The 22,230-nt window shown below is 34.5% G+C and carries 12 protein-coding genes and 3 pseudogenes; 7 read left to right on the plus strand and 8 right to left on the minus strand.

Annotated features, from left to right (window positions below; genetic code table 11):
* Positions 1-1,197: 1,197 nt before the first annotated feature.
* The 4 genes and pseudogenes from IPK14_10425 to IPK14_10440 all read left to right on the plus strand — a co-directional run bounded on the left by IPK14_10425 (position 1,198) and on the right by IPK14_10440 (position 6,010).
* A pseudogene (locus IPK14_10425) lies at positions 1,198-1,263 on the plus strand (hypothetical protein).
* A 1,425-nt stretch (positions 1,264-2,688) separates the two neighbouring features.
* On the plus strand, positions 2,689-3,012 hold the full coding sequence (locus tag IPK14_10430) for a hypothetical protein (protein MBK7993809.1): 324 nt from the start codon (positions 2,689-2,691) through the stop codon (positions 3,010-3,012).
* Positions 3,013-4,326: 1,314 nt separating this feature from the next.
* Positions 4,327-4,959 carry a helix-turn-helix domain-containing protein gene (locus IPK14_10435; GenBank protein MBK7993810.1) on the plus strand — a complete coding sequence of 211 codons (633 nt, stop codon included), beginning with the start codon at positions 4,327-4,329 and terminating at the stop codon, positions 4,957-4,959.
* A gap of 112 nt (positions 4,960-5,071) precedes the next feature.
* Positions 5,072-6,010: a transposase family protein gene (locus IPK14_10440; protein MBK7993811.1), complete on the plus strand. Its 939-nt coding sequence runs from the start codon at positions 5,072-5,074 to the stop codon at positions 6,008-6,010.
* 202 nt (positions 6,011-6,212) lie between these two features.
* Here the strand turns inward: IPK14_10440 and IPK14_10445 are convergent, their stop codons facing one another.
* From IPK14_10445 to bioD, 3 genes and pseudogenes are all read right to left on the minus strand, one after another.
* The gene (locus IPK14_10445; GenBank protein ID MBK7993812.1) at positions 6,213-6,926 is read right to left on the minus strand and encodes a hypothetical protein; all 714 of its coding nucleotides are present in this window, start codon (positions 6,924-6,926) and stop codon (positions 6,213-6,215) included.
* A 98-nt stretch (positions 6,927-7,024) separates the two neighbouring features.
* A pseudogene (bioA, locus tag IPK14_10450) lies at positions 7,025-8,358 on the minus strand (adenosylmethionine--8-amino-7-oxononanoate transaminase).
* A gap of 13 nt (positions 8,359-8,371) precedes the next feature.
* Positions 8,372-9,043 (minus strand): dethiobiotin synthase, encoded by a 672-nt coding sequence (gene bioD / locus IPK14_10455; GenBank protein MBK7993813.1) that lies wholly within the window; start codon positions 9,041-9,043, stop codon positions 8,372-8,374.
* A gap of 235 nt (positions 9,044-9,278) precedes the next feature.
* Between bioD and IPK14_10460 the strand changes: the two genes are divergently transcribed.
* The gene (locus IPK14_10460) at positions 9,279-9,764 is read left to right on the plus strand and encodes a hypothetical protein (GenBank protein ID MBK7993814.1); all 486 of its coding nucleotides are present in this window, start codon (positions 9,279-9,281) and stop codon (positions 9,762-9,764) included.
* A 347-nt stretch (positions 9,765-10,111) separates the two neighbouring features.
* Here the strand turns inward: IPK14_10460 and IPK14_10465 are convergent, their stop codons facing one another.
* Together IPK14_10465 and bioB are read right to left on the minus strand one after the other, a co-directional pair.
* Positions 10,112-11,245, minus strand: a complete 1,134-nt coding sequence (locus tag IPK14_10465) for an 8-amino-7-oxononanoate synthase (protein ID MBK7993815.1) — start codon at positions 11,243-11,245, stop codon at positions 10,112-10,114.
* Positions 11,229-12,233 (minus strand): biotin synthase BioB, encoded by a 1,005-nt coding sequence (gene bioB, locus IPK14_10470; protein MBK7993816.1) that lies wholly within the window; start codon positions 12,231-12,233, stop codon positions 11,229-11,231. The genes IPK14_10465 and bioB overlap by 17 nt, the downstream gene beginning before the upstream one ends.
* A 225-nt stretch (positions 12,234-12,458) precedes the next feature.
* On the opposite strand from bioB, the gene IPK14_10475 reads away from it, so the two are divergent.
* A complete protein-coding gene (locus IPK14_10475; GenBank protein MBK7993817.1) occupies positions 12,459-16,916 on the plus strand; it encodes a response regulator in 4,458 nt (1,485 codons plus the stop codon).
* 51 nt (positions 16,917-16,967) lie between these two features.
* Here the strand turns inward: IPK14_10475 and IPK14_10480 are convergent, their stop codons facing one another.
* Entirely contained in the window at positions 16,968-18,086 is a 1,119-nt protein-coding gene (locus IPK14_10480; protein MBK7993818.1) for an NAD-dependent dihydropyrimidine dehydrogenase subunit PreA, read from the minus strand.
* A 162-nt stretch (positions 18,087-18,248) separates the two neighbouring features.
* On the opposite strand from IPK14_10480, the pseudogene IPK14_10485 reads away from it, so the two are divergent.
* A pseudogene (locus IPK14_10485) lies at positions 18,249-18,982 on the plus strand (4'-phosphopantetheinyl transferase superfamily protein).
* A gap of 81 nt (positions 18,983-19,063) precedes the next feature.
* Here the strand turns inward: IPK14_10485 and IPK14_10490 are convergent.
* Both IPK14_10490 and IPK14_10495 read right to left on the minus strand, forming a co-directional pair.
* Positions 19,064-19,771, minus strand: coding sequence for a hypothetical protein (locus tag IPK14_10490; protein MBK7993819.1), 708 nt, complete (start codon positions 19,769-19,771; stop codon positions 19,064-19,066).
* 93 nt (positions 19,772-19,864) lie between these two features.
* Positions 19,865-22,039, minus strand: a complete 2,175-nt coding sequence (locus IPK14_10495) for a TonB-dependent receptor (GenBank protein ID MBK7993820.1) — start codon at positions 22,037-22,039, stop codon at positions 19,865-19,867.
* Between the last annotated feature and the right edge of the window lie 191 nt (positions 22,040-22,230).

Consider the following 22,230-nt stretch of genomic DNA (forward strand, 5'->3'; position numbering starts at 1 on the left):
ACTTAAACTGGCATTCACTCAGCTCAATTGGACTAAATGAAAATTTATACTTTGAAAACAGATACAAAACGAACGATACTAACCACGACTGGCATAAGATCTTTCTAATACAGCATCAACAGATGACACTGGCGTTAATCGTACGAATCTAGACATTAAAGACATTGCCCTTCACGATCTTGCATTATGGATCAGTTATTCCACAAGATATGGAAGGCAAAGTAGTGCCAAAGTAATTATTTAGGATTTTGAGGAAAGAAGCAGGTATTTCTTTTCCTTGAAATTTTTCTCACTAAAACAAAAGTAGCTAAATTAAATGTACTTCCACAATTTTGAATATTGTTTCGGATGTCTGACTTTGAAAAATTCTTACGCATTTATAGTACTATTTTTTAAGAAAACCTCCTCAACCAAACCCATCAGAAATTAAAATCCTTATTTGTATATAACTTTAGGTAATTTTATTTTATATACTCAACAATTGCCGCGCCTTAAACATTTTCCTGATGCTGAATTTCACCTCAAACGAAGAGCAATAACACGAGTTGTGAGTATATTTCAGAAGGTGCAGGATGTTCCCAAAAACTACAGTATTTTCTAAAAAATCATCAAAGCTGATCAGACTGGTTCAGCATAATACCCTCAAAGTTCGACATAGCAACCTTGCAATATGATTATTGAAGTGAAATTTCATAGTAATTCATCATTTCTTAACACAATGGTAAGTTTTGGCGTGCTAAATACCGGGTTGAGCATGTTCGCTTAGTCCGGGTTGGCCCGGATCATTGCAGGTTTATCTACAGTAGGCACAAAAGTGGAGAGGCCCAACATGAAGTTGATCCTTCTTTATCTTGCTCAAACACAGGCGTAGATGAAAATTATACTTAATCAGCCTCCTTTTTGTATTGCTGATAGCGATCAGGCTGTTGCATGGCAATTTTGACAAGCCGACAAATTAAGCCTAACTCTTTAATAATTTAGGATTCAAATGGGAACATCTCCAACAATGCATTGGAAACAATGTTGGCAACCTGCCCGCTGTCGAGAGTTGATTATTAAGTTAACTGGGCGATTTCCAAAGGCTTTTTTAGTAATGCTAGGGGCCAAAAATGAAATATGTAATGAGATTAAGGAAGCTTTAGAAGGTTGTCGAAATATTATTATTACCGCAGGTGAAACAAACATCCCTCAAGCCATTCTTTGGTTGACCAATGTGATTTGCTGGTTTGTAACGATAGTGGACTAATGCACATAGCCATGTGATGCAAACACCTGTTGTTGCTATTTATGGGCCAACTGATTATCCTTGGACTGTCCATTGGGTGAAACTTCCCATCTTAATGATTAGAAAGAATTGCCTTGTATTATGTTTTTAAAAGCTAGCCGTTGATAGCCAAGTAACTACTTGTCCTCATCACGATTGCACTTAACACTATTGAAGTTGCCGAAGTTTTTGATGGTAGTAAAAAAGTAACTGGGCTAGGAAAGCATAAAACATATTGTTTTTATCCAACAAGTTAAACAGATGTTTGTTATACAAGACCCGTTGCCGTAGATGTTCCTATATATTTAAAGTGTTCTCCAAGAAGTAGAAACAGGAAGAAATTTTCTTGGGTTTTACCTCTAAAACTTATACTGCCCATCAAACCAGCAATTCCCAATCAGCCTTTTGACGATTAAGAATATCATTCTATCATCAAACCAATAAGTGTTGTCATTTTGTTAGGTTACACTAGATGCTTCTTTTAAAGTTTGTCAAACAACTCTGTTTCTTTCAGAATCCACTCGTCATATGAAATTGTTCTAATAAAGAAATCCTAGAATCAGTTTTTATAAGCATTAGTTCAAAAGTTAATTGGACTCATCGACTATGCCAACATAAAAATCTCTGCCAGTACGAAGCCTTAAAGGTATTAAAAGCTCCTTTTTAAGCTCTTTAGGATCATTAAATTTTGTTAAACGACTTTCAATTAAAGCTTTTGGAGTGCTCTGGATTGGGTGTGTTATTTTCGAATTCGAAAGCTTTGCTTTATCAGTTATGCCGACTGTAATTTTGATAGCTCAAAGGTATTCGTTTAATAGTTAAACCCGTTTTGCACATATCTTTACTTGCTATTAATAATATATGGCAGATAATAACTGACTTTTTCCTAATAATTTTCTTCCAAAAACCAGTTTATCCCTTCAACAAACTTTGATGTTTCAGTTCCCTGAAGCGGAAATTTGGGACTACTATATGAGCTTTGGTGCCTTATCCGCCCATTTTTGCAAACGTTTAGCAGCAGATTTAGAGGCTGTTTTCAAAGATAATCATAAGGGCAAAAATCTTCCTTGTTACAGTAATTGGCACAATTTGCAGATTCCTAATTACAAGCAACTAGTTTTAGAGACTGCCCAAAAGCACCTCATCTCAAAGTTGTTCCAAGGAAACTAGAGTGAAAAAGAGAAACTGGCTGACAAACTCTAAGTTCAAAGGCTGATTAAAATTTCTAAACTAGCAAAACTATCTAGTATCATGGAACACCTTTTTTAGAAAAATGTAAATTTAGGGAATATTTTTTCAGCCAATGCTAAAATACCCATAAACATAGTGGTGCTTACAGAAGATATCAAAATAGTTAGGTAAAGGAAGAGAACAACAGCAGGTTTCTTTCAAAGAACAAGACCAAAACAAAATTCTTTGAGGTAGTGCAAATAATTTGGGAAGTAGCTAGCAAACCTACTGCTGCAACAGCACCCCTAGCAGAAAGAGTAAGTTTTATTCATGAGTATATGGACTATTTTTGCCGGAATTTTATTTGCAATGGTAAGCGTTGGAATAGGATTTTCTTTTCCTCAATAATGATTGCAATTATTGAACATAATTGGATTTCATTGTTTGTCTTAATTGGTGCTGTAATTGGGACACAAGCTGTTAGGCTAGTAAAAGGTATTAATCTATTAGCTTTATTTGGCTTTACTACTTTAATGGGAATATTTCAACCTTCCACTTCTAGCAATTCTAGCTATTAATAATCAGCATCCATTGTTCAATCTGGAGTTTCGCCCTAGAGCACTGCGGTGGGCTAATGATTTACGCGTTTGTATCTAAAAAAGACTTTAGCTTTATGAAGGAAGATAACACAGTAGAGGTTTTAACCATTGTGGTTTTATCCGTTGTGCTAAATATTTTTCTAGCTTCTAGTGCTTTTCTTGCCCCGGTATTGCTGTTGCGTCATTACTACTATTTTCTGGTTATATTTTATACTTATTTTTAACAAATACTACACCACTATGACACTAAGTAGATATGTTGCAGGTGCTTTAGTTTTATTTTAGATGTCTACAATATTTTGTTGCATTGTTTAAATTCTTAATGTGGAAGAAATTAAATTAATTTAGTAATGGTGAAAGGTAATACTGAACGGTTATTTCAGTATTACCTAGAAAATAAATTTTTGAAACTTGTTTCAAAACAACAGACTTTCAGTATTGCATTTTGCAATATGTTAGTTTTCTGTCTCTAAAACTACCGAAGTTCTGGCCCAATTGCCAACTATTGGATGTTTCTCTTCAAAGGAGCAAGCTGTTGGGAAAGCGAAATGTTAAGTCAACCAAAACCTTCTGTGTTTGAGTTTCTTAAGTAAAATATTAATGAAGTTTTCCATATAAACCTATTGTATCAATATCTCCATTAAAATCTCCAACTTATGGGTAAAACCTCCCTATTTGAAAAGTGATCATAAAGAAATATTAAGTCAGCAAAACCTTCTGTATTTTGAGTTTCTTAAATAAAATATTGATGTAGGGACTTCATATCGACCACCACTGTGTCAGTACCATCTCCATTAAAATCCTCCAACTACTTAGGTAAAAACCTCTATTGCTTCCATAAAGAAATACTAAATCTGCTGGCCCACTACTATTTGTTGATTCATGTAGACAGATTTTTGAGGTTACTTTTTTTTAAGGGCAATCAGCAAACCTGGAAAACTAAACCATAGGAGAAAGAAATGAAAAGAGACTGACCTCCAAAATAAGTGTATTCAATAAGTATATTAATAAAAGCAGATATAGAAACAATAAGGCGAGAGTAAAGCAATAGGAGAAGCACTAAAAGGATTAATGTTGTTAAAAGCAACGCTATCAGGAATAAGTAGAGGGATGGCACAGGTTTTGACCTTGTATACCTAAATGGGGAATTTCAAAATGATATCAAGCCACAAAATATAGTGGGTAAAAATTAGCTCAGTGATAGATATGGGTTAAGAAAGACAGAGATATTGAAGAAAAAAGTATGCAGATGTAAATTATCAAGCCAATCTTAATAGTAGGAGGCTTGAAAAAATGGAGCAACTTAAGCTAAGTTTTGATGAAGTGCCAATAAGTTGTTCAGAACAAGAGAAATATCATGCGATAGCACCAATTTTAGCAGGAAAAGTGACAATAAAAGAGCAAGCACAAAATCTGAATCAATTTTATACAACACTAAGACAATGGCTAGAAAAATTTAGAAAAGAAGGTGTAGCAGGATTAGTAGAACAAAGAAGTTCAAGACAACCCTACACACCAGAAAGAATAATAGTAAGTTTATTGTACTTCAAATGTTGTGTACCCAAGATAGCAGACCGAGAATTAGCAAGAGTAATAAGCCAAAGCAGTAATTACCAAATAGATCACAAAACAGTAAAATCTCTTTTGGAAAGATACTTTTTTTGGAAATATGAAGAATTTAGCAGTCAAATTAAGTATCCAATTCCAAAAGAAATTCAATTGTGTCGTTTAGAAATGGTAAAACTAATGGAACAAGGATTTAGCGAAAAAACTATAGCCTGTCTTTTAGGTTACACTAGACATACAGTTCATAAATCGATAAGACGATATAAAGCACAATTAAGAGAGAAAAATACTCAGCCTTGGCTCTTTGACCATTCTAGTAAGCCAAAACCACCAACAGAAAAGTTTAGTTTGGGACAATAAGAGCCGTTTTAGAGTTACAAGAAAAATATGGATATGCTGGTTGGTTTAGAATCCAAGGTTACTTAGAACGCGATTATGGGATTAAATTAGCTGAAACAACTATAAAAAAATTATGAAGCTAAATCGCCAGCTAAATTTAGCTCCAACTCGTCCAGTTCTTACGCTAGTAAAAGAAAGTAAAGAAGGGCCACTAAAATCAGGCAGAGCATTTGAGCATACTTTTGTGGATTTTCGTTATCTGGATGCAAAGCCAGAAGGAGTACAGCTTTACTCCTGCCTTTTATTAGAAGGATACTCAAGAACTATATTAGCTGGTTCACTAACAACTAGCCAAGATGCTGGAGTATTATTAAGAGTCTATTATTTAGCTTTGTCAGAATTTGGATGTTGGGAAGTAGTGGTTAGTGATAATGGAGGCCAGTTTATCTCTAAAGCTTTTGAGAAAGTGAATAAAAGATTAAATATTTATCACCACAAAAATGATAAAGGCCATCCTTGGCAGAATTTAATAGAGTCTCAATTTGGGATTCAGGCTCGTGTTGGAGAATATGCTTGGTCTAAATGCAAAACTGTGGAGCAAGCTATTGAACTTCATCATTCACTTATCCATGATCACAACACTCTTGCTCATTTTGCTCACCGACACCGCAACGATGGAAAATTATCTCCTTTAGCAGTTCTCTCTTCTGCTTGCGGACGAGCAGTTACCCATAGCGACTTACACCTAGCTTTTAGCAGAAAATGTTGGGAAAGAAAAACTGACAAGCATGGTTTTGCTCGTATTAACAAGTGGAAAATTTATATTGAGGAAGGTTTACCCAAAACTCCAGTTCAAGTTAGCTATTGGGATGGTAAACTTCGTGCTGAATATGATTCTACTTTATTAGTTGAATACTCTTGCAAATGGGATAAATCCAAACTTCGCCCTAAATCTATTTCTCGTCCTATCCTTTATGAAACTGCTTTTAATTCTCCTCAAATTCCTTTATTTGATTCTGTTTTAGATATTAATCCTAAGTTACTTAATACCTCTTCTTATTACCGCCAATAGCTGTTGGGCAACAATTGAACCTTTACTTTGGCCTGAGTTAGTTAAGTGATTTTTCCTTTTTGGCCACAAGTACTTGTGGCCTGATATCATTTTGAAATTCCCCATTTAGGTATACAAGGTCAGAGCCAGCGCAGTAATGTATTAGCTTCACTGCTAGGGTTATCTAACTGTTTCCATTTAGCAAGTGCTTTGTTCAAACATTCTAAAGCTGATCATTTCTCCCTATTATGGTGTATGCTATTCCAAGAAAAACATTTATGTTAGCTTGTCCTTCAATATTTCCTATTTTTTCATATATAGATAAAGACTTAATGTAATTTTCTATAGCTTTTTCTATAGAGTCTTTTGATTGTTCTGTATTAAGCTGATAAGCTTGCGAGAAAAATTTGTAGGCATCAATAAAACCATTAAAGTATTCAACATCTTGTGGAGTTGCTTCCCTTAATTTTGATATTCCTATTTTATATTTTCCAATAACTTGTTCTTCTAAACTGTTTAATTCCAAGCTATAAAGACCTGTTTTTTGTGTAACTAAGAAAATTTCTTCTAAGCCTTGATTACTTCCAAACCCTTCAAATTCAACAACTGGAATTTTATCAGGGTCAAAAATTGTAGATTTTATATTTACTCCTTTTTGTTTTATTGAGATACGTAGATATTGATTCTTAGTAAGTTGTAGTTGATAAATGTGTTTATTGCCGTAGGTTATTTCTTGTTCGATATCTTTATTTATCTCAAGTTTTGTTGTTTGAGTATTTTCTTTCTTTTTTTCAATTTTTCCTTCAGATATGTTTTCCTGAGCTTTGGCTAGGTTGTATGAAACTAACATAATCAAAATAAAATTTACTGAAAGTAAGTTTTGTAAAAAACGGAGGGCAAATAATTTCATGTTTGTAAGATAATAAAAAAATATCATCAAAACTCCATTGTAAAAGCACTTTGAAAGGTAGGGCAGAGACAATATTATTTTAAATACTTGTAAAAATTTTCTAAATTAAAGTTTTTTATTTATTATCAACTATTTGCTAATTTTGTTATTACTTCAGTAATTTCATCTAAACCCCAGCTAGCTTCTTCATTTGTAATAACATAGGGAGGCATAAAATAAACTACATTTCCCAAAGGTCTAATCAACAAGCCTCGTTGCAAGAATTTTTTGGCAAGTTTAGGCCCAATGTCGGCTAAATATCCACCAGCCGAACGAGTTTTTTTATCTGTAACGAGTTCTAAAACACCAACACCCCCTATAACCCTAACATCTCCAACAATAGGCAGATCTGCCAAAGGAGTTAGTTTTTTAAGGAATAATTTTTCTAGCTCCTGCACACGTGCTAAAACATTTTCAGTTTGAAAAATCTCTAAACTTGCTATTGCAACAGCACATCCCAAAGGGTTAGCAGTGTAGGAATGACCATGAAAAAGGTTTTTTGTCTGTCAGAGCTTAAAAAAGCTTCATAAATTTTTTCTTTAACAACTGTTGCTGCTAAAGGTAAATAACCAGCAGTTAAGCCTTTAGAGAGGCAAATAATGTCGGGTGTAATTTCAGCATGTTCACAAGCAAACATTTTTCCTGTACGTCCAAAGCCTGTAAATACTTCATCCGCAATTAGTAAAGTATTATATTGGTCACAGAGCTTGCGAACACGGCTTAAAAATTCTTTAGGCCAAATGATCATCCCTCCAGCACCTTGTAGCATTGGTTCAACTAACACGGCTGCTATTTTGTCCTGGTTTTCTTCTAGTATTTTTTTTAGTGAGCTTAAACAATCTATTTGACAAGTATCCCGACTTAACCCTACTGGGCAGCGGTAACAATAGGGAGAAAAGGCACGGGAGACAGGAAAAAGTAGTTGCTTAAAAGGAGCAGTAAAAATAGACGACTCGCTAGGTGACATTGAGCCTACAGTATCACCATGATAAGCGTCATGTAGAGTAACAAAAACTTGTCGTTTGCTCTCGCCCAGGTTTTGCCAATATTGAAATGCCATTTTTAAGGCTACTTCAACAGCAGTTGAACCATTATCGGAGTAAAAAACTTTGGTTAGCCCAGTTGGAAGTACAGCTAATAATTTTTCTGCTAGCTCAACGGCTGGTGGATGAGTACAACCAGCAAAAATAACATGCTCTAGTTTAGCAGCTTGAGTAGCTAAAGCTTCATTTAATTTTGGGTGGCTATGACCATGAATATTTACCCACCAGGAAGAAATACCATCTAAAAGCCTTTGTCCATCAGCAGTATAAAGATAAACACCTTTCGCGCTAACAATTGGAAGCGGGGAAGGTGCTGTAAGCATTTGTGTGTATGGATGCCACAAATAAGCACGATCTTTAGCTATTAAATCCTTCATCTAATTACCCTTATTAGTGATTTTGGCCTAGATATGGTCTTAAAATATTTTCAGAATCAAAATTATTTTGTGACCATTGGCTTAAAGTGTAAGGTGTAAGGCTAGAAAAATGGGGCATTTCTGCAACTACAGGCACTTTACCGTATTGCTCAATTGCTAATCGGTTGTCAGGGTTTTTTTCTCCAACCATTACTACACCAGCAGGTTGCAAACCTCTATCACGTAAGGCGGTTAAAGTTAGCAAAGTATGATTAATAGTGCCTAGGGTTGAACGAGCAACAACCAAAACGGGTAAATCAAAACCTACTGCTAAGTCAATCATCAGTTGTTTTTCATTAATAGGAACCATCACACCACCGGCCCCTTCAATTATCCAAGCTGTTTTACATCGGACAATTATTAAATTTACTAATGGAGATGTGCGGATTTTTTTACCTGCTAGTTGTGCTGATAAATGAGGGGACAAGGGACGAGGCAGACGAAAACCTTTATCAAAAATCTCTGTTTTATCGCATTCAGCTAACTGTTTTACTGTTGCCGTATCATCATCTATTTCTATGCCTGTTTGAATAGGCTTCCAATAACATAGCGGCATACTTGCGCGATAACGATGGATTAACGCTGCACACACTACAGTTTTACCAATATTGGTGTCTGTTCCTGTAACAAAAAGGCCATAACTCATAAAGAAAATTTGCTTGAAAGTTTTATATAAAGTAGGGGCAGAAATTTTTGCTGCAATAGTATCCCAATTTGCCGGAAATAATGCAAGGTTTTACTTGCCCTGCATTCTTGATGACAAAGAGAGTGATTATTAAATAAATAAATATATATTAAAAAATTACTAAATAATATTTATTTATTTAATTAAAAAATTATTCAAAAACTAACTAATTTATATATAATATGGAGAAGCAAAAATGAAAAAATTATTATTAAGTTCTTTATTAGCAGTTATGTTAAGTTTAACCTCAATTAGTGCATTTGCACAACTACCAAGAGAGTCAAATGATGTTTATTGGAATAGAGTTAATAGTTTAGTTAAAGAAGAAAAAGTATTAATTGAATTAAAAAATGGTAAAACAATAAAGACAAAAATAAATTCCGTTTCTGATAATGCAATAGTAATTGATCAAAAAGGAAAGACCAAAGATATAGCCAAAAATGATATAGGTAAAATTTATCAATTAACTAAAAAAAGACCTACTAAAGGTGTATTAATTGGGGCTGGTTCTGGTTTTGCAGTTGGAGCAGGAACTATGGCTGCTATTGGTGGTGATGATGGCGATGCAGCAGCAGCAGCCTTTGTTTTAGGTGGTGGGGCTATTGGTGCTGGGGTTGGTGCTTTAGTTGGCTGGTTAGCTGGAAAAGGTGATAAACAAGAATTGTTTTATGAAAATAAATAGAATTTTAATCAAAAAATAGGTCTGATAAATGTTTTTCTTAATTTCAAGTGTGGAATATAGCTAAATAAAATTAGTAATATTTCACACTTAAATTTTTTCTGGCAGGTTATTAATTATAATTTCCAGTATTTACAATTATTTACAGACAGTTAGCTTTTATTATTTTTGGCACACTTAATGCAGTAAAAATAACTCTTTAACTAGGGGGTGTGTTATGAAATGGCTAAAAATAATCTTAGTAATCTTTTTTGCTATTATGATGGTTTATTTTTTAATGCTAGAAACAGTTAAAACTAACAATATACTAGATAAGCCAGAATATCCAGAAATTGGTTATAAGGTCTAAGTTAAACATTATCAATAGCTTTTCTTAGTACGCTAGTAAATTGGCGTAGAGTAGGTTCGTCTAAGTTAATATTTAAGGAAATTCTTAGTCGTGCTGTTCCTACTGGCACGGTAGGAGGTCGTATAGCACGAACATCAAAACCAGCCTTTTGCACAGATAAAGCTATTTTTGTTGCCTTTTCATTATCTCCAATCATCACTGGAATAATATGAGAATTACCATGTAGAATAGCAATATCATTTAATATAAGAAGTTCACGTAAGTAAATAGCTAGTTCAAGAAGTTGTTTTCTACGTTCTGGTTCTTGTTCAATTAAAGTTAGAGAAGTTGAAAGTGCTGCCGCAATTGGAGGAGGAGGAGCAGTTGAAAAAATAAAAGGACGAGCGCGTTGGATTAAATAATCAATTGCCCAATCTGGCCCGGCAACAAAAGCACCGCTAACACCTAAAGCTTTTCCTGCTGGATTAATAGAAAGAAAAACCTCTACAGCTTCACTTTCAATTAAACCTGTACCATGAGGGCCATAAATACCAATTGCATGAGCTTCATCAACTATTAGTGCTGTATTAGTTGCTTTACATAGATTGGCATATTCTTTTAACGGGGCTTGATCTCCATCCATACTAAAAAGCGATTCTGTCACCAAAAACTTTTGTCCAGAACAGGTTTCTTTTGTTAATAACTCTTCTAAAATACTTAAATTACAATGAGGGAAAATAATTTTTTTGGCTGAACTAAGACGAAGGCCATCAATCAAGCTAGCATGATTAAATTGATCGGAAAAAACTAAATCGTTTGGTTTTAAGAAAGCGGTTAAAACTCCAATATTAGCTGTATAACCGCTACCAAAATAAAGTGCGGATTTTGTCCCCTTAAATCTAGCAAATTTACTTTCTACTAAAGCAAATTCGGCTCTTTCGCCACGTAAAAGCCGCGAAGCTGTTGCACCACAACCAGCTTTTAGGGCTGCTTCTGCCATAGCTTTTTTAATAGCAGGATGAGTTGAGAACGACAAATAATCATTAGAGGATAAATCTATCCCTGCTGGAGGGTTTAACTGTCGGCGTAAACCTGCTTTTTCTAGTTCTGCTATTTCTTTTAGAACTCTTTGTTCTAAATTAGCAAGTAGCTCCATCAGCGATTTCCACCATATTGTTTTCTTTAAATTCTTCTGAACGAAGGCGCATCCCCAGTTTATTTAATAGCTCTGTGTCTCGGTCACTTGTTGGGTTTGCTGTCGTAAGTAGCTTTTCTCCCATAAAAATAGAATTAGCTCCAGCAATAAAACATAGTGCTTGTGCTTCGTCAGATAAAGACAATCGTCCAGCACTTAGACGCACCATAGATTTAGGCATTAAAATCCGTGCTGTTGCAATCATTCTTACAAGTTCTAAAGCATCTGTGTCAGCTTGATTAGCTAGTGGTGTGCCAGTTACTTTAACTAAAGTATTAATAGGAACACTTTCAGGATGAGGATTTTGATTAGCTAGCTGTTGTAATAACTTATAGCGATGAAGGCGATTTTCTCCCATGCCTATAATACCACCACAACAAACCGAGATACCTGCTTGGCGTACTCTATCCAAGGTTTGGAGACGATCTTCATAAGTTCGAGTAGAAATAATTTCACCATAAAAATCTGGGGATGTATCTAAATTATGGTTATAAGCAGTTAGACCAGCATCAGCCAAAGCTTGAGCTTGTTCTTTTGTAAGCATTCCTAAAGTACAACAAGCTTCCATATTTAACTCACGGACACCTTTAACCATTTCTAAAACACGATCAAAATCTGAATTGTTAGGAGCATTTCGCCAAGCAGCACCCATACAAAAACGTGTTGCTCCCTGCTCTTTAGCACTGCGTGCAGCAGCTAAAGTTTCTGCTACACTCATTAGACGTTCTGCTTTTAGATCAGTGTCATAACGTGCAGCTTGTGGGCAATATGCACAATCTTCAGGGCAGCCACCCGTTTTAATACTTAATAATGCGCATCCTTGTATTTCTGAATTAGAATGATAAATACGATGAACGCTTTGCGAACGATAAGTTAATTCTGGTAATGGTAATGTATAAATTACTTCTATTTCTTCTAGCGTCCAATTATCACGTATTTCAGTTGACATCAAAGGTAATCTCCTCAAATAGTTAAAGGTCAAAAAGGTTAATTTGATAAATTATAGGCAACTCTCCAGGAAAGCAACCTGTATTGGAGAGCTAGGAGCAAATTAACAAAATTTTATAATAATTTGTTATTATCTTAAAACTTCAAAATTTTCATTGCTCTTATGAAATACTTGTTCTAACTTATAGTTATTATTCTTAGTAATACCATTGACTAAGGTTTCAGAATGCTTAAGCATACTATTTATAATATTAAGTGTTTGTTTATTAGTTGTTTAATTGTTTTTTCTACTGCTATTTATGTTTTAGCAATAGATCCTAAAAAAGACTTAGACCAATATAGATTAGAAGAATGGCAAGAAGGATTGCCGCAAAATAGTGTTTTGTCCATTGCTCAAACTCAAGATGGATATCTTTGGTTAGGTACTTATGAGGGTTTAGTTCGATTTGATGGGATAAAGTTTACGGTTTTTGACCAAAATAATACACCTGCACTTAAAAGTAATGCTGTTTGGGCCTTACTAGTAGATAAAAAAGGGACTCTTTGGATTTCTACAATAGGAGGAGGATTAACTAGTTATCAAAATCAAGAATTTACTAATTACTCTACTAAAGAAGGTTTAGCCAGCAATTTAGTTTATTCCATTTGTGAAAGCATAGATGGAGCTATTTGGGTGGGTACAGACAAAGGTTTAAACAAATTTAAGGATGATAAAATTATTACTTACCAAGACAAAGAAAAGGGAGCTAATAATTTTATTAGAGCAGTTTATGAGGATCGACAAGGAAAACTTTGGTTAGGTACAGATAGTGCAGGCACAATTATTTTTGATAATAAGGTTTTTAAAGACATTCCAGAAAAGGAAAAAACTCTAGTAAAAAGTGTTAGAGGAATTGTTGAGGATTTAAACCATAATATTTGGGTGTATGGAAAAGAAGGCTTAGATTATTTTGATGGCTCTAAATGGACTAATTACACTACTAATGATGGTTTATTGGATAGTTTTATCCGTGCTTTTTATGTTGATAGTTATGGAATAGTTTGGATTGGTACAAATAATGGCCTAAATTGTTTTAGAAATGGAAAAATGCTCACTTATGAGGCAAGAAATAACCTCTATAATTCATCTTTACGTAGTTTTTATGAAGATAGAGAAGGAATTTTATGGATTGGTACAAATGAAGGCTTGAAATGTTTGAAAGATAGTAAAATAATTTCTTATAGCACTAATCAAGGACTAATAAGTAATTTTGTTAGAACAGTTTATGAAGATAGCAAAGGTAATATTTGGATTGGTACAGAACGCGGACTAAATTCTTATAAAGATAATAAATTTACTACTTATACTCAATCAGATGGCTTAGTAAATAATGCTATTCGCAGTATTATAGAGGATTCTCAAGGCACTCTTTGGGTAGGAACAGTTTCTGGATTAAATTCTTTTCAAAATGGGCAATGGTCAAGTCCACTAATTAATTATGACATTACAGCTTTACATATAGATAAACAAGGTCGTCTTTGGATAGGTACAAATGGAAATGGTATTTTTAGTTACCAAGATAATAATTTACGTCAATTTACTATAGCAGAAGGTCTATCTAGTAATAATATTACAGTAATAACAGAAGACAAAAAAGGTAATCTTTGGATTGGAACAAGTAATGAAGGACTAAGCCGGTTTAATGGTCAGGGTTTTACCAATTTTAGTGAGGATATAGGGCTAAATAAGCAAGTATTTTCATTATATTGTGATGAAAACAATGTTTTATGGATTGGTACAGCTAAAGGGCTAGCTAGATTTGAGGCAGACAAATTTGTTTATTACACCCCAAAAGAAGGGTTGTTTTCTGGAAATATTTTTCAAATCCTAGAAGAAGGAAATAACCTTTGGTTTAGTTGTAATAAAGGGATTTTTCAAGTAGTTAAATCAGAATTAAATAGTTTTGCTGAAGGTAAAATTAGCACAGTTAAATCTATTAACTATGATAAATCTGATGGAATGAACAGTAATCAATGTAATGGCTCATCACAACCTGCTGGATGTAAAACTAAGAGTGGAAAACTTTGGTTTCCAACAATTAAAGGTGTTGTAGTTCTTGACCCAAGCGAAAATAGGTTTAATGAAAAAATCCCTCCTGTTGTTATTGAAGATGTTTTGGTAAATGGTAGAAGTTTTGGTACAAAACAAACTTTAAGTTTATTTCCTGGTAAATATGACTTGGAGTTTCGCTTTACAGCTTTAAGTTATCTAGCTGTAGAAAAAGTAAAATTTAAGATTAAATTAGTAGGCTATGATACTGATTGGAAAACTGCAAGCTTGGATCGTTCTGTAAATTACAGCAATTTACAACCTGGAGATTATACTTTTATAGTAAAAGCTTGTAATAATGATGGAATTTGGAATGAAACAGGGGCTAAATATGTTTTTACCGTAGATAGACCTCTTTGGCGGACTTGGGGTGCATATACTATTTATTTTCTATTGAGTATTTTAGCTATATACGGTTTTGTGAAATTTAGTGAACGTAGGTTAAAACAACGTAGCCTACTTTTAGAAGCAAGAGTACAAGAAAGAACTGAAGAGCTAAAAAATACAATTAACCAACTTAAACAGGCCGAAAAACAAGCTTTAGAATTAAAAGATAACGCTTTAGCATCAGAAGCAAAAACTATAGAAGCCACAAATGCTAAAAGCCTCTTTTTAGCAAATATGAGCCATGAAATTCGCACTCCTATGAATGCTGTTATTGGTATGACAGGATTACTTCTAAATACCAAACTTACAGCAGAACAACAAGATTATATTGAAACTATTCGTACTAGTGGGGATGCTTTACTAACATTAATTAATGATATTTTGGATTTTTCTAAAATTGAGTCTGGTAAACTAGAATTAGAATTTTTAGATTTTGACCTCTATAGTTGTGTTGAAGAATCTATAGATTTGGTCGCACCAAAAGCAATAGAAAAAAATCTTACTATTGCTTACATGATTGATTGGGAAACACCTAGTAAATTAGTTAGTGATATTACTCGATTACGACAAATACTAGTTAACCTACTTAGCAATGCTGTTAAGTTTACTAAACAAGGAGAGGTTCTAATTAGTGTTAATAGTATACTACTAAGTAATGGTAATTATGAGATTAAATTTTCTGTTAAAGATACAGGAATTGGAATTCCAGCAGATAGGATTGATAGATTATTTCAATCATTTTCGCAGGTTGATTCTTCTACTACTCGTCAATATGGCGGAACAGGGCTGGGTTTAGCAATTAGTCATCGTTTAAGTGAACTATTAGGTGGTCGAATGTGGGTAGAAAGTGAAGTGGGAAAAGGCTCTAATTTTTGTTTTACCATTGAGGCTAAACATAGCAAAGAAAAATTACAAACCTACTTATCTTTACAACAACCACGGTTGTTAGATAAAAAAGTTTTAATTTTAATAGATAACCCAACTAATCAAAAAATACTGAAATACTATGCTGAATGTTGGGGAATGTTACCTACAATAGAAACGGACTATAAAAATGCAATAGATCTTTTAACTTTAACAAAAACTTTCAATGTTGCTATTTTAGATATACAAACTATTGAGTCTACAAATATTATTGATTTTGAGTTTAATAAAATAATTAATAAAGTAAATATACCTATAGTGTTAGTGACTTTTTTAGGACAACAAGCAAAGTTTTCTGATATTACTAACGCAGTTTTAGTAAGCAAGCCAATCAAAATTTCTTATCTTTATGATACTTTAATGGCACTTTTTGGTAGGTATACAGGCAGGATTCGCCGCCCACAGAAATTAGATGTTGATAAAAATATGGCTGAGCGTAAACCACTTAGAATACTTTTAGCAGAAGATAATGCTATAAATCAAAAAGTAGCTATACAACTTCTTAAACAAATGGGCTATAGAGCAGATACAGTTGCTAATGGATTAGAAGTTTTAAGTGCTTTAGAAAGACAATCTTATGATTTAGTGTTAATGGATATACAAATGCCAGAAATGGATGGTTTAGAAGCTACTCGTCAAATTTGCCAAAAATGGCCCAAAGATAAACGCCCCTATATTATTGCAATGACTGCTGGAGCTATGGAAAGTGATAAAGAGAAATGTTTAAGTGTTGGTATGAGTGACTATGTTAGTAAGCCTATTAATGTACAACAATTACAACTTTCATTAGAGCGTTGTGAGTCTAAAACTTTAGATTCTAATTTAGCGGTGGAGAACAATATAATGACTAGCAATATAGATACTAATAAAGCTAATAAAAGTAGTGAAGTTATAGAAAATAAGCCAAGTAATTTAGAACATAATTTTGATTTAGAAACTAGACTGGATAAAACCGCTATAGAAAATTTAAGGCTACTACAAGATGAAACAGACCCAAATCTAGTGTCAGAGTTAATAGATATTTTTATTGGAGAATCACCAAAAAAGCTTCTTAACTTACAACAAGCAATAGAAACAGAGGATTTTTCACAAATTGAGCATATAGCCCACGCATTAAAAGGTAATGCTAGCAATTTAGGGGCAAAGCGTATGCAGAAGATTTGTTATCAATTAGAAAAGGCTGGTTATAACGCTTCTATTGAAAATACTCCAGAACTATTAAAAGAGTTACAACTAGAATTTGAAGCTTTGAAAAGTGAATTATTAGTTGAAAAAGACCAATAAAAAACCTAGCTAATTTGCATAACTAGGTTTTTTTGGGGTGTTTGAAAAATTTTAGTTACTTCCTGAATAACCCTCTACTGCTTCATGTCCGCCATGATAGTCTGCTCCATCGGGTCGGGCAATTTGTGATTGGGCTACTACACGCTCGCGGCGAATACCACGAAAATCTTCTAAACAAGACCAACCCTTATCAGTATGTTTTTCTAAAAATTCTTTCATACCTGTTTTTAATGTTTTAATTACATTTGGCCCAATAGCATGGTCTAACATTGCGGCAGTACAAACTTGTACCGTACCACAACCTAATAAAAAATAGTTTAGAGCTTGGGAAAAATCAGAAATTCCCCCAATACCAGAAAAACTTTTTTCAGGGAATGCTAAAGTCATTTGTGCCATTTTTGCCAAAGATACAGGTAAAATAGCTGGGCCACCTAACCCACCAGAAGACACATAACCATCCACATGAATTTCAAATTCTAAAGTTTCAGGATCTATTAATGGAAGCGAAGGAAAAGTATTGGAAGAGCTAATAGCGTCTGCTCCGCCGCGGAAAGCTGCCCTAGCTTCTACAACAATATCTGTTGTTGAAGGAGTTAACTTAGCCCAAACCGGGACTTTAGCAACCTCTTTTACTACTTGAGTAACATAAGAACAAAGCTCTTGATTTTTTCCAATATTTGATCCCATATCTTCACGATCCATATGTGGGCAGGAAAGATTTAGCTCTAGTCCATCGGCTCCAGCTTCTTGACAAGACTTTGCTAGATCTTGCCAATGAGCTAACTCTTTATCACTACCAGAGCCGGCCATAATTGAGGCAATTAACATTTTTTCAGGATATTGTTTTTTTATATTGCTAATTCTAGGAATCCACCAATCTAAAACTTTGTCAGAAATTAATTCCCAATTCCAAGAAGAATGCAGTGCAGTATTGGGACGTTTTTTCATAGAAATTTGGCAAGAATCTGCTGAAGCACGTAAGAATTTTGTCTTAGGGCCACGAACGTTAATCACTGGATGAAGCCCAATAGTTTTAGTTACTACTCCCCCCCAACCAGCTTCAAAAGCTCTTAAAATATTACTTTCAGACTCTGTTGGTGGTGCTGAAGCAAGCAAAAAAGGATTTTCAAATTTTAATCCTGTAAAATTAACCGAAAGGTCAATGCTCATAAATTTACAGCCTTTCAAAAGATTTTTTATTACACAGTCTTCCCTTAAAGATTTGTTTTTGCCAGGTATGGGAGATGGTAAGCTTTAGGTCAAACATACTAACATAAGTGGTATATCTAGTCAGTAAATAACTTAAGTGCAAGGAATAAAACCAACTTTTTTATGATAGAAAACAATTGGTCAATTGCTCCTAAAGAGCTAATAATTGCTAAAAATTATGTACATGTTTGGTCAATTTCTTTGGCACAAACACAAGAAAAAATTATAGAACTAAGAAAAATATTATCTTCAGATGAGCTAACTCGAGCCGATAGGTTTTATTTTGACCGTGATCGTAACCGCTTTATTGTTGGACGTGCAATGCTAAGAAAAATTTTAGGCCATTATTTGGAAATCGCTCCAGAAAAACTAATATTTAGTTATGGTAGTCATGGAAACCTAAAGTAGAAACCAGCCCATTTTTCTTTAACTTATCTAATTCTGGTGATTTAGCTTTATGTGGTGTAACTTATCAGAAAGGAATAGGTATAGATGTTGAATACTTATTAAGAGAGTTAAAAGATGCTGAAGCAATTGCAAAAAGATTTTTCTCAGCTAAAGAGTCAAAAGAATTTCTTAGCCTATCACCAGAAGAAAGACAATTAGCTTTTTTTCGTTGTTGGACACGTAAAGAAGCTTATATTAAAGCTATTGGGGATGGCCTTACTTATTCATTAAGTAATTTTGATGTTACTTTAACACCTAATACAGAAGCAAAGCTATTAAATGTAGTAACAAACCCTAGTGAAGTTAATAGGTGGACATTACAAGAGCTACAACCAGCTAAAGACTATATTGGGGCTATTATTGTTGAGGGCCAAGACTGGAAATTAAATTGTTGGCAAGCAGAGGTTTAACTATTTTTTTAGATATAAATAGCCTTGGTAAGAAATAGCTTACCAAGGCTAAAGGGTTAACAAACTTTATTTATGGTTAGATTAAAATTCAAACTTAAGTGCTAATTGGAATTGACGGTTAGCACCTCTGTTAGCACCAGTACTAGAAGTTGGAGCTAAGAAAGTTCTATTTGGTGTTAATGCTAGAGTTGAACCACTACCAGTAACATTAAATTGGTTAGTGTTGATACCAGCAACATTGGTACGGTTAAAAATATTAAAGCCTTCGCCTAAGAGTTCGATCTTGGTGGTTTCTGTAGGTCTAAAGGATTTAGCAAAACGAAGGTCAAATTGATAGAAATTTGGCCCAGTTAAAGTGTTACGGCCTACACCAGGAGCGCGATCTGCACGGCTATTGCCATCGTTGTTTAAGTCTATAGCAACGGTGTTGTTAAATGGACGGCCAGAACTACCTGTAAAGATACCACTAAATGTATAACCATCTAATATAGCTTTAGCAAACCCGCTATCAGAACCAGAGAATCTACTTAAATTAAGGTCATAAACACCGCTTACTACTGCACGATGTTTAACATGGCTATCACCCAAGCCGCGATCTAAGTCTGGGCGTAATTGGTTATTAATAATTTTAGCATCATCAGTGCCAACTACTACGGTAGTAGAATCTGGTTTATCATCAATAGCACGAGAGAAGGTATAGGAGAAGAGCAATTGGAAATTTTGAGCATAGCGTTTGGTAGCTTGTACAGATAAACCATGATAAATAGAATTAGCATCACTAGCATTCATAATTACACGGCCAAATGCGCTAAATGGTCTTGGGTTAGTGAAACGATCAAATGAAGTAACCGTGTTATTTACTCTGATTGGGGTTGGTGTAGCTCATGGTAGGTTAATGTCACGAGCGCGGAGTAAATGAGTTCCTTTTACTACTAAGTAAGAAAGGGACAAGCTAATTTTGCCTGGTAATTCTCTTTCAATACCAAAACTGCCTTGTTGAACAAGTGGTTGAACAAAATTCTTATCATAGAAGAAAATATTTGGACGACCTGCTGCTGCACCTGATGGAGGAGCAGCAAATACATTAGGATAAATAGGAGTATTGTTGCCTGTAAAAGAAAAGCTTTGGATTTGGACACCATTATTAGTAATTACTGTACCTGTAACAATTGATGGTGTACGTGAGTAAAACACTCCATAACCAGCGCGTACAACGGTCTTATTATCTTTTGTAGCCGCATAAGAAAATCCAACACGTGGGCCAAAGTTGTTTAGATCTTGATTAAGGAAACTAGTATCAATTCTTCTTTGTGCTAATTGTGGGTCAGTATTTCTGATTTGTGGCTCTTCTAAACGTTGATAGTCATAGCGAATACCATAGTAAATTTTTAAGCGGTCAGTAGCACGCCAATCATCTTGAATATAATAGGAAATTTCAAAGTTATTTGGGCGTGATAGTGGGCCGGATGTACCAGCACCAGCAAAGTTTTGGGTATAGCCGCCACCAGGTCTACCATCAGCAAAATCAGCTAAACTAGTAAATTGATAAACACCTGAGAAATTGCCTGGGAAGAAGTTTTCAATTCTTTCAATGTTAAAATCAATACCAAATTTAAGTGAGTGTCTGCCAGCAGTGTAGGAAAGACTGTCAATAATTTGGTAACGTTTAATATTGGTAAAACGTGGGCTAAAGCTATTACGGCCAATTAATAGGAATGTAACACCGCCAGAACGAATTACTGCTTCTGGTGCGCTACCATTTGCTTGACCAGGTTGGTCATCACGAGCAAATTGGAAGCGTATATCATTAACTAATCTTGGGGTTAATACAGTAGTTAAATTAGAAGTAATAGTATCAGTTCTTACATTAGAATTGCCAGTATGATCAACTGTAGATTGATTACCAGAGTTTTCTAGGTTAACTCCATCAAAATTTTGACGGTTATAACGTACAGTTAAACGGTTATTGCTGGTTACTTGATAATCCACTTTACCTAAGAAAACATCTTGCTTAAATTCTCTATCATAAGGTGTTAGGAATCTGCTTAAACTTGCAGCTACTTGTTGTGAAATAGGATCATTTGGTACAGCAGCACCAAAGAAAACGGGATTTGGTTCAGTGTTTCTTTGACCATCATAGTTAAAGAAGAAGAAGGCTTTATCTTTTTGGATTGGGCCAGATAAAATTGCACCAAATTGATAGAAACGGTTACGAGCTTTAGGACGATTATTTGCTTTAGCAAATGGTTCTTCTGCATTTAATGAACGATCCCGGAAGAATAAAAATCCTGCGCCATGATATTCATTTGTACCAGATTTGGTTACAGCGTTGATAACTGCACCACCAGCGCGGCCATATTCAGCAGAATAGGTGTTGGTGTTAACTTGGAATTCTTTTACAGCATCTTTGGAAAATTGATAAGGTGCGCGACCCGAACCAGTACGACCAAGAGATTGCCCAAAGAATGTGTTATTGTTGTCAGAACCATCTATTTGTAAACTATTGTTGGTTCCACGTAACCCACCAAAAGAAATATCACCACCGCGAGGGTCTTGGTTAACCCCAGGAGTAAGCAACGCAAATTCTAAGAAGTTACGACCATTAACAGGTAAGTCTTTAATTGAACGTTCATCTACTGTTGTAGCAACATAAGTGCGTGTAGTTTCAACTAGTGGTGCTTCTGCGGTAACAGTGACGATTTCACCAGAAGAATTACCAACTTCTAAATCTACATTTACTTCTGCTATTGAACCAACTTGTAAAATAACTTCAGTTAATTCTTTAGGGGCAAATCCTTGTACAGTTACTCGGACACTATATTTGCCTACAGGTAAGGATGGAACTTTATATATTCCACTCGCATTAGTTTGGAAATTACGCACTGCTCCTGTTTCAGTACTAATTACGGCTACTTCTGCGCCAGCAATTACCGCGCCTGTACCATCTCGCACAATTCCTTCAATTGTCCCTGTTGCTTGTTGTGCAATGGCGATTGCTGTTAATGATAAAACTATTGCTATTGATAACCAAAATCGACGTAGTACGGTTAAATTCACGTTTTCCTCCAATTGCTCTTGTTACAAATTTTGTAACAGTTGTATTTATACTTAGCAAGCCTGTTTAATATAATAAGTTAATTTAAGTAAACTAACCCTGATTTATGAGAGTAAATAATGTAAGATATTTTGAAATTAGCAGAGAGCTATTTTAACCTATTTATGCCAATTTTAGAAAATCTTTAATGCTA

The sequence above is a fragment of the Blastocatellia bacterium genome, assembly GCA_016713405.1.
GTDB lineage: Bacteria > Acidobacteriota > Blastocatellia > Chloracidobacteriales > JADJPF01 > JADJPF01.